Source organism: Streptomyces sp. AC555_RSS877 (genome assembly GCF_019049245.1).
Taxonomy (GTDB): Bacteria; Actinomycetota; Actinomycetes; order Streptomycetales; family Streptomycetaceae; genus Streptomyces.
Genome location: NZ_JAGMUK010000004.1, coordinates 77,104 through 83,974 on the forward strand (window position 1 = coordinate 77,104; position 6,871 = coordinate 83,974).

General features: G+C 70.5%; 6 protein-coding genes. 4 read left to right on the forward strand and 2 right to left on the reverse strand.

Going from position 1 to position 6,871, the window contains the following annotated elements:
- The first annotated feature begins 110 nt into the window (after window positions 1–110).
- The gene (locus tag KUM49_RS02870) at window positions 111–875 is read left to right on the forward strand and encodes a class I SAM-dependent methyltransferase (RefSeq protein ID WP_217235050.1); all 765 of its coding nucleotides are present in this window, start codon (window positions 111–113) and stop codon (window positions 873–875) included.
- 62 nt (window positions 876–937) lie between these two features.
- On the opposite strand, the gene KUM49_RS02875 is transcribed toward KUM49_RS02870, so the two are convergent.
- A complete protein-coding gene (locus tag KUM49_RS02875; protein ID WP_217235051.1) occupies window positions 938–2,371 on the reverse strand; it encodes a SulP family inorganic anion transporter in 1,434 nt (477 codons plus the stop codon).
- A gap of 296 nt (window positions 2,372–2,667) precedes the next feature.
- On the opposite strand from KUM49_RS02875, the gene KUM49_RS02880 reads away from it, so the two are divergent.
- From KUM49_RS02880 to proC, 3 genes are all read left to right on the forward strand, one after another.
- Window positions 2,668–3,525, forward strand: coding sequence for an ABC transporter ATP-binding protein (locus tag KUM49_RS02880; protein ID WP_374200124.1), 858 nt, complete (start codon window positions 2,668–2,670; stop codon window positions 3,523–3,525).
- The gene (locus tag KUM49_RS02885) at window positions 3,522–4,304 is read left to right on the forward strand and encodes an ABC transporter permease (RefSeq protein ID WP_217235053.1); all 783 of its coding nucleotides are present in this window, start codon (window positions 3,522–3,524) and stop codon (window positions 4,302–4,304) included. The genes KUM49_RS02880 and KUM49_RS02885 overlap by 4 nt, the downstream gene beginning before the upstream one ends.
- Window positions 4,305–4,436: 132 nt before the next feature.
- On the forward strand, window positions 4,437–5,246 hold the full coding sequence (gene proC, locus KUM49_RS02890) for a pyrroline-5-carboxylate reductase (protein WP_217235054.1): 810 nt from the start codon (window positions 4,437–4,439) through the stop codon (window positions 5,244–5,246).
- Window positions 5,247–5,282: 36 nt separating this feature from the next.
- Here the strand turns inward: proC and trpS are convergent, their stop codons facing one another.
- Window positions 5,283–6,323 carry a tryptophan--tRNA ligase gene (trpS, locus tag KUM49_RS02895; RefSeq protein WP_217235055.1) on the reverse strand — a complete coding sequence of 347 codons (1,041 nt, stop codon included), beginning with the start codon at window positions 6,321–6,323 and terminating at the stop codon, window positions 5,283–5,285.
- Window positions 6,324–6,871 lie beyond the last annotated feature (548 nt).

Sequence of the window (6,871 nt, forward strand, 5' to 3'; positions counted from 1 at the left end):
CGGCCCCTGCCCCCGGCGTCTCGCGCGAGCTCCCGCCCATGCCTCGGAGTCGCCCGCCTCTCACCGAAAACTCACCGCACCCCGCCCCCACGGTCGGCCACCATGGCCTCATGACGGCTTCCTCCCGCACCAGCCGAGCCCAGTCCTTCAACGCTGCCGCAGCCCAGTACGCCGCCAACCGCCCCTCGTACCCGCCCGCCCTCTTCGACGCGATGGAAGACCTGGCAGGCCACCTCCTCACCGGCGCCCGCGTCGCCGACATCGGGGCAGGCACCGGTATCGCGACCGCTCTCCTGCACGCCCGAGGCGCAGACGTGGTCGCCGTGGAGCCCGGCGACGGCATGGCGGCCCAGTTCCGCCGCGCCCACCCCGGCATCCCGATCATCCGGGGCGACGGCAACACCCTCCCCCTGGCCACCTCCTCCGCCGACTTCCTCACCTACGCCCAGGCCTGGCACTGGACCGACCCCGCCCAGGCCGTCCCGGAAGCCATACGCGTCCTGCGCCCGGGCGGCGCGCTCGCCCTGTGGTGGAACACCGACGCCCTCGACGTGCCGTGGATCGCCGAGGCCGCGGACCGCACGGGCCGCTACTTCGGCGTGAACGTCCCCGCCGAGAAGAGGGCGGTCAACGCGCAGGTCGTCGACCCCACCGGCCGCCTCGACTTCGCCCGCCGCGAGGTCCGCTGGAGCCGCCGCGTCCCCATCGACACTCATCTCGCCAACCTCGGCAGCCACTCGGTCCTCCTGGTCCAGAGCGAGGAGACGAGCGCAGCCTTCCTCGCCGAGGAGCGGAACCATCTGACGAAGGCCTTCCCGGACGGGATCGTCGAGGAGGTCTACGACGTGATCCTGCTCCTGGCCACGAACCCCTGACCCCACCACCCCACACCCCGGCCCCCCGCGCGGCCGACTCCACGAAGACACCGCAACCAGACCTACGACACCTCCTTCCCGCTTCCCACCGGCTCCTCCCCGCGCCCGGCGGCCCACCCCTCCAGGGCCGCCGCGCACGCGTGGTCCAGGTGCCGCAACCCGCCCAACTCCAGCCGCACCTCGCGGTCCCGCGGCAACGCCTCCAACGCGTCCAGCAGCTTCGGCAACCGCAGGAACGTCGCATGCCCCTGCACCCGTACGACGATCCCGGCCTCGCCCCGGTCCTCGGTCTCCACGTGGACATGGCTGATGTCCCACGCCGTCTTCGCCACGGCCAGCGCCAGGCCCACCAGCACCCCCTCGCACAGATTCCCGACCATGATCGCCACGGCCGTCACTCCCAGCACGGCCGCCTCGCCCGGATGCCCGCGCCACAACAGCCGCACGTCCCGCACCGGCACGAGCCTGCAGCCCGCGAGCACCAACAGCCCGGCAAGCGCGGCCACCGGAATCACCCCCAGCACCCCGGGCAACAGCACGGTGAACACCAGCAGCCAGACCCCGTGCAGCACCCGGGAGGCCCGCGTCCGCGCCCCCGCCTGTACGTTCGCCGCGCTCCGCACGATCACCGCGGTCAGCGGCAGCGCCCCCAGCACCCCGCACACGGTGTTTCCCGCCCCCTGCGCGATCAACTCCCGGTCGTAGTCCGTCCGCGCCCCCGACTGCAGCCGGTCCACGGCCGCCGCGCTGAACAACGACTCCGCGGACGCGATCAACGCGAACGCGACGACGGTCCCGATCACCCCCACTTCCATCAGCCGCCCGAAATCCGCTCCCTCCGGCACCCGCACGGCATCGACCACCCCCCGCACCTCGACCCGCCGCACCTCCAGGTCGAACACCCAGGTCACCAAGGCCGCCAGCGCCACCGCCACCAGCGGTGCGGGCACCACCCGCGCCCCCGGTCGCCACCGCGGCCACAGGAGCAATACGGCCATGGTGGCAGCCCCCACTGACAACGCCACCGGATTCACCCGCCCCGGCAGCGCCACCAGCCCGGCAAGTTTCCCGAGCCCGCTCGCCGGGGCCGAAGCGTCACCCAGCGCGTAGACCTGAGCGGCGACCAGCACGAGCCCGATCCCGGCGAGCATCCCCTGCACGACGGCCGCGGACACGGCCCGGAACCACCGCCCGAGCCGCAGCACGCCGAGCCCGACCTGCACCAGCCCGGCCCCCAGCACCAGCACCCCGAGCACTTCGAGGCCATACCTCTGAACGGCCTCGTACACGAGCACGGTCAACCCCGCCGCCGGCCCGCTCACCTGCAGACGACTGCCGGGCAACGCCCCGGCGACCAGCCCGCCGACGATCCCGGTGACCAGTCCCAGCTCGGCAGGCACACCGGAGGCGATGGCGATCCCCACGCACAAGGGCAACGCCACGAGAAACACCACGACGGACGCGAACAGATCGGCCTTGCCTACGCCACGGCGCATCACAACAGCACCTCCGCTGATCAGCGGCAGAAGAAGGGGGACGGAGATGCGCGGGCCGCGGGACCGGGAGGAGGGCGCGGCCGACGTAGCTGCTCGGCATATGACCTCGCACTGAAACCCATTGTCGGGACGCCGAGTTGATCGCGCATCCGCTTCCCGTGGTCATCCGGTGCATCCAAGGGCGCGCGACCGGATCCACCTGCCCCCGCTCACGCCTCCGCGCGCCTGCGCCACCACATGCATTAGGCCCGCACCCCACTTGACGGCTCACCGCTTACGGGAGGAATATTCATCGTGTGATGAATATAAATCCCGAGCCACCAGGCGTGGGAACGACCTCCGAAGGCGACACCCCGTCCGTCAGCGCCCACACTCCATCCATGAACGCCGACGCACCGGCCGTCCGCGCCGAAGAACTCACCGTCGTCCGAGGCCCCCGCACCGTCCTGCGCGGCCTCGACTTCACCGTCCCGCGCGGCCAGATCACCGGCCTGCTGGGACCCTCCGGATGCGGCAAGTCCACCCTCATGCGGGCGATCGTCGGCACCCAGGCCAAAGTCACCGGCACCCTCGACGTCCTGGGCAACCCCGCCGGCCACCCCTCCCTCCGCACCCGCATCGGCTACGTCACCCAAGCCCCCTCCGTCTACGACGACCTGACCGTCCACCAGAACCTCGACTACTTCGCCGCGGTCCTCGCCCCCGGCCGCGCATCAGCCGACCGCCGCCACGAGAACGTCACCCGCGCGATCGCCGACGTCGATCTCACCAGCCACGCCGACGCCCTCGCCGGCAACCTCTCCGGCGGCCAACGCAGCCGCGTCTCCCTCGCGGTTGCCCTCCTCGGCACGCCCGAACTCCTGGTCCTCGACGAACCGACCGTCGGCCTCGACCCCGTCCTCCGCCGCGACCTGTGGAACCTCTTCCACGACATCGCCGCACAGCGAGGAGCGACCTTGCTGATCTCCTCCCACGTCATGGACGAGGCCGAGCGCTGCCACCGCCTCCTCCTGATGCGCGAGGGCGAGATCCTCGCCGACAACACCCCGGACGCCCTCCGCACCCGCACCCACTCCGACACGGTCGAGGCGGCCTTCCTCCACCTCGTCGACGAGGCCGTCGAAGCCGGCCGCCGGAAGGAGACGACCCGATGACCACGACGACCAGCCCGGCGCACCCCATCGCCCCCGCCGCCCTGAACTCCTCCCGCACCATCTCCACCGCGACCCGTGTACTGCGCCAGCTCCGCCACGACCCGCGAACGATCGCGATGCTGATCCTCATCCCCTGCGTGATGCTGTTCCTGCTCCGCTACGTCTTCGACGGCAGCCCGCGCACCTTCAACAGCATCGGCGCCTCCCTCCTCGGGATCTTTCCGCTGATCACGATGTTCCTGGTCACCTCCATCGCCACCCTGCGCGAACGCACCTCCGGCACGCTCGAACGCCTCCTCGCCATGCCCCTCGGCAAAGGCGACCTCATCGCCGGCTACGCCCTCGCCTTCGGCGCCCTCGCGATCATCCAGTCCACCCTCGCCACCGGCCTCGCCGTCTGGTTCCTCGACCTGGACGTCACCGGCAGCCCCTGGCTTCTCCTTCTCGTCGCCCTCCTCGACGCCCTGCTCGGCACCGCCCTCGGCCTCTTCGTCTCGGCCTTCGCCGCCTCCGAATTCCAGGCGGTCCAGTTCATGCCGGCGGTGATCTTCCCCCAACTCCTCCTCTGCGGCCTCTTCACTCCCCGGGACAACATGCACCCCGTGCTGGAGGCCATTTCCGACGTCCTCCCCATGTCCTACGCCGTCGACGGCATGAACGAGGTCCTCCACCACACCGACATGACGGCCGCCTTCGTACGCGACGCACTGATCGTCGCGGGCTGCGCACTGCTGGTCCTCGGCCTGGGCGCGGCCACCCTGCGCCGCCGCACCGCATGACCCACCCAACCCGGACCGGCGCGAAGGCGAGGAGGCCACCGACACGTCCGCCTTCCGGACAGCCGAGCCACACCCCCACCCCCGATGCGAGGATGAACCCCGGACGACGCACCCCCGGAGGGCACCCCAGCCATGACCCAGAAAGTCGCAGTCCTCGGCACCGGCAAGATCGGCGAAGCCCTGCTCAGCGGAATGATCCGCGCCGGCTGGGCCCCGGCCGACCTCCTGGTCACCGCCCGCCGCCCCGAGCGAGCCGAAGAACTCCGCACCCGCTACGGAGTCGCCCCGGTCACCAACCCGGAGGCCGCCAAGACCGCCGACACCCTGATCCTCACGGTCAAGCCGCAGGACATGGGCACCCTCCTCGACGAACTCGCCCCCCACGTCCCCGCCGACCGCCTGGTCATCAGCGGCGCCGCGGGCATCCCCACCTCCTTCTTCGAGGAGCGCCTCGCCCCGGGCACCCCGGTCGTCCGCGTCATGACGAACACCCCCGCCCTCGTCGACGAGGCCATGTCCGTCATCTCCGCCGGCACCCACGCCACCGCCGACCACCTCGCCCACACCGAGGAGATCTTCGGCGCCGTCGGCAAGACACTCCGCGTCCCCGAATCCCAGCAGGACGCCTGCACGGCCCTCTCCGGCTCCGGCCCGGCGTACTTCTTCTACCTGGTCGAAGCCATGACGGACGCCGGCATCCTCCTCGGCCTGCCCCGCGACAAGGCCCACGACCTGATCGTCCAGTCCGCGATCGGCGCCGCCACCATGCTCCGCGACAGCGGCGAACACCCGGTCAAGCTCCGCGAGAACGTCACCTCCCCCGCGGGCACGACCATCAACGCCATCCGCGAACTCGAGAACCACGGCGTACGAGCCGCACTCATCGCTGCCCTCGAAGCCGCCCGCGACCGCAGCCGCGAACTGGCCTCCGGCAACAGCTGACGCCGCGCGGCCCCCGCCTAGGGGGCCGCAAGCCCCTCACCCGCCGACGGCCGCCCCCATTACCGTCTTCGCAGCAGCCGCGACCGCAGGCAACAGCCCGATCGCCCGATACGCCTCATCGACGATCGGCCGCGCCATGCCCCTGGCCCTCTCGGCCCCATCCCGCAGCACCCCCTCCACATAACCAGGATCAGCGCACAACTCCTGGTGCCTCTCCTGCACAGGCCTGAGAACCTCGACCACCGCCTCCGCGGTGTCCTTCTTCAAAGCGCCGTACGACTCATATACACCGCTCAGGTCCGATGGGTTCCCATCCGTACAGGCCGCGAGGATCTCCAACAGGTTGGCCACCCCCGGCCGCGCCTCCCGGTCGTACACGACCTCCTGCCCGCTGTCGGTAACAGCCCGCAGCACCTTCTTCCGCACGGCTGCCGGCTCGTCCAGCAGATAGACGATCCCCGGCCCGACGTCGTCGCTCTTCCCCATCTTCGACGTCGGCTCCTGCAGGTTCATCACCCGTGTCGCCACCACCGGATGTGTGGCCCGGGGCACCAAGAAAGTGTGCCCGTACCGCTGGTTGAACCGCACCGCCAGATCCCGCGCCAGCTCCACGTGCTGAGTCTGATCGTCCCCGACCGGCACCTCGTCGGTCCCGTACGCCAGGATGTCCGCCGCCATCAGCACGGGATACGTCAGCAGCGACAGCCGCACACTCCCGCCCCGCTCCCGCTCGCGCCCGGCCTTCTCCCTGTACTGGATCATCCGCCGCATCTCGCCGTCCGTGGCCACGCACTCCAGCAGGTACGACAGCCGCGCGTGTTCATCCACATGACTCTGTACGAAGACGGTGCACAGCTCCGGATCAAGTCCCGTCGCCAGCAGCAACGTCGCCGCCTGCCTGCTCAGCCGGCGCACCCGCGCCGGATCGTGGTCCACGGTCAGCGCGTGCAGATCGACGATGCAGAACAGCGCATCGGCCTGGTGCTGATCGACGGCGGCCCACCGCCGCATGGCCCCGAGGTAGTTCCCCAGCGTCAGATGCCCGGTCGGCTTGACCCCGCTGAAGACCCGCGTCATCTCTCCACCTCCTGGTCGAGACCGCCGTCCCGGCCGGCCGACCCTCTGGAGCTCTGGAGGGAGAAACGAAAACGGCCGCCGAGGCGGCGGCCGTTGAGTGCATACGTGAGCACGGCCGCCGTCAGGCGGCCCACCACAGCTGGGTGCACGTACGCGTAGTCATGGACCAAGAGTACGCGTGCAGGGCACCGCACGGACCGAAGTTGACACACCCCGAGCCGCTCCGTACTGTTCTCCGAGTTGTCCGCCGTGAGCGCCGACCCCGGTCGGTCCCCGGACAGCCATTCCGCAAGTACCAGCCAACCTCGACGACAGTGTTCTGCCGTCGCGCCATTGGCGTGCGTATTCGCGAAATGAGGAATCCGCGTTCGAAAGGACGCAGCCCTCGATTAGCGTCGGGAGCAGGGAATCCGCTAAAGTCTCACTCGTCGGAACGGCCCGAGCGGCCGCGAGGACAACCCCCTCTGACTGGGAGTCAGGCCCGAAAGGATCTGATAGAGTCGGAACCGCCGGAAAGGGAAACGCGAGAGCGGGAACCTGGAAAGCAC

What these genes read in the sequence shown, in the direction of transcription:
- KUM49_RS02870 (WP_217235050.1), top strand. Translation starts at nt 111, where the DNA reads ATGACGGCTTCCTCCCGCACCAGCCGAGCCCAGTCCTTCAACGCTGCC.
- KUM49_RS02875 (WP_217235051.1), bottom strand. Translation starts at nt 2,371, where the DNA reads ATGCGCCGTGGCGTAGGCAAGGCCGATCTGTTCGCGTCCGTCGTGGTG.
- KUM49_RS02885 (WP_217235053.1), top strand. Translation starts at nt 3,522, where the DNA reads ATGACCACGACGACCAGCCCGGCGCACCCCATCGCCCCCGCCGCCCTG.
- proC (WP_217235054.1), top strand. Translation starts at nt 4,437, where the DNA reads ATGACCCAGAAAGTCGCAGTCCTCGGCACCGGCAAGATCGGCGAAGCC.
- trpS (WP_217235055.1), bottom strand. Translation starts at nt 6,323, where the DNA reads ATGACGCGGGTCTTCAGCGGGGTCAAGCCGACCGGGCATCTGACGCTG.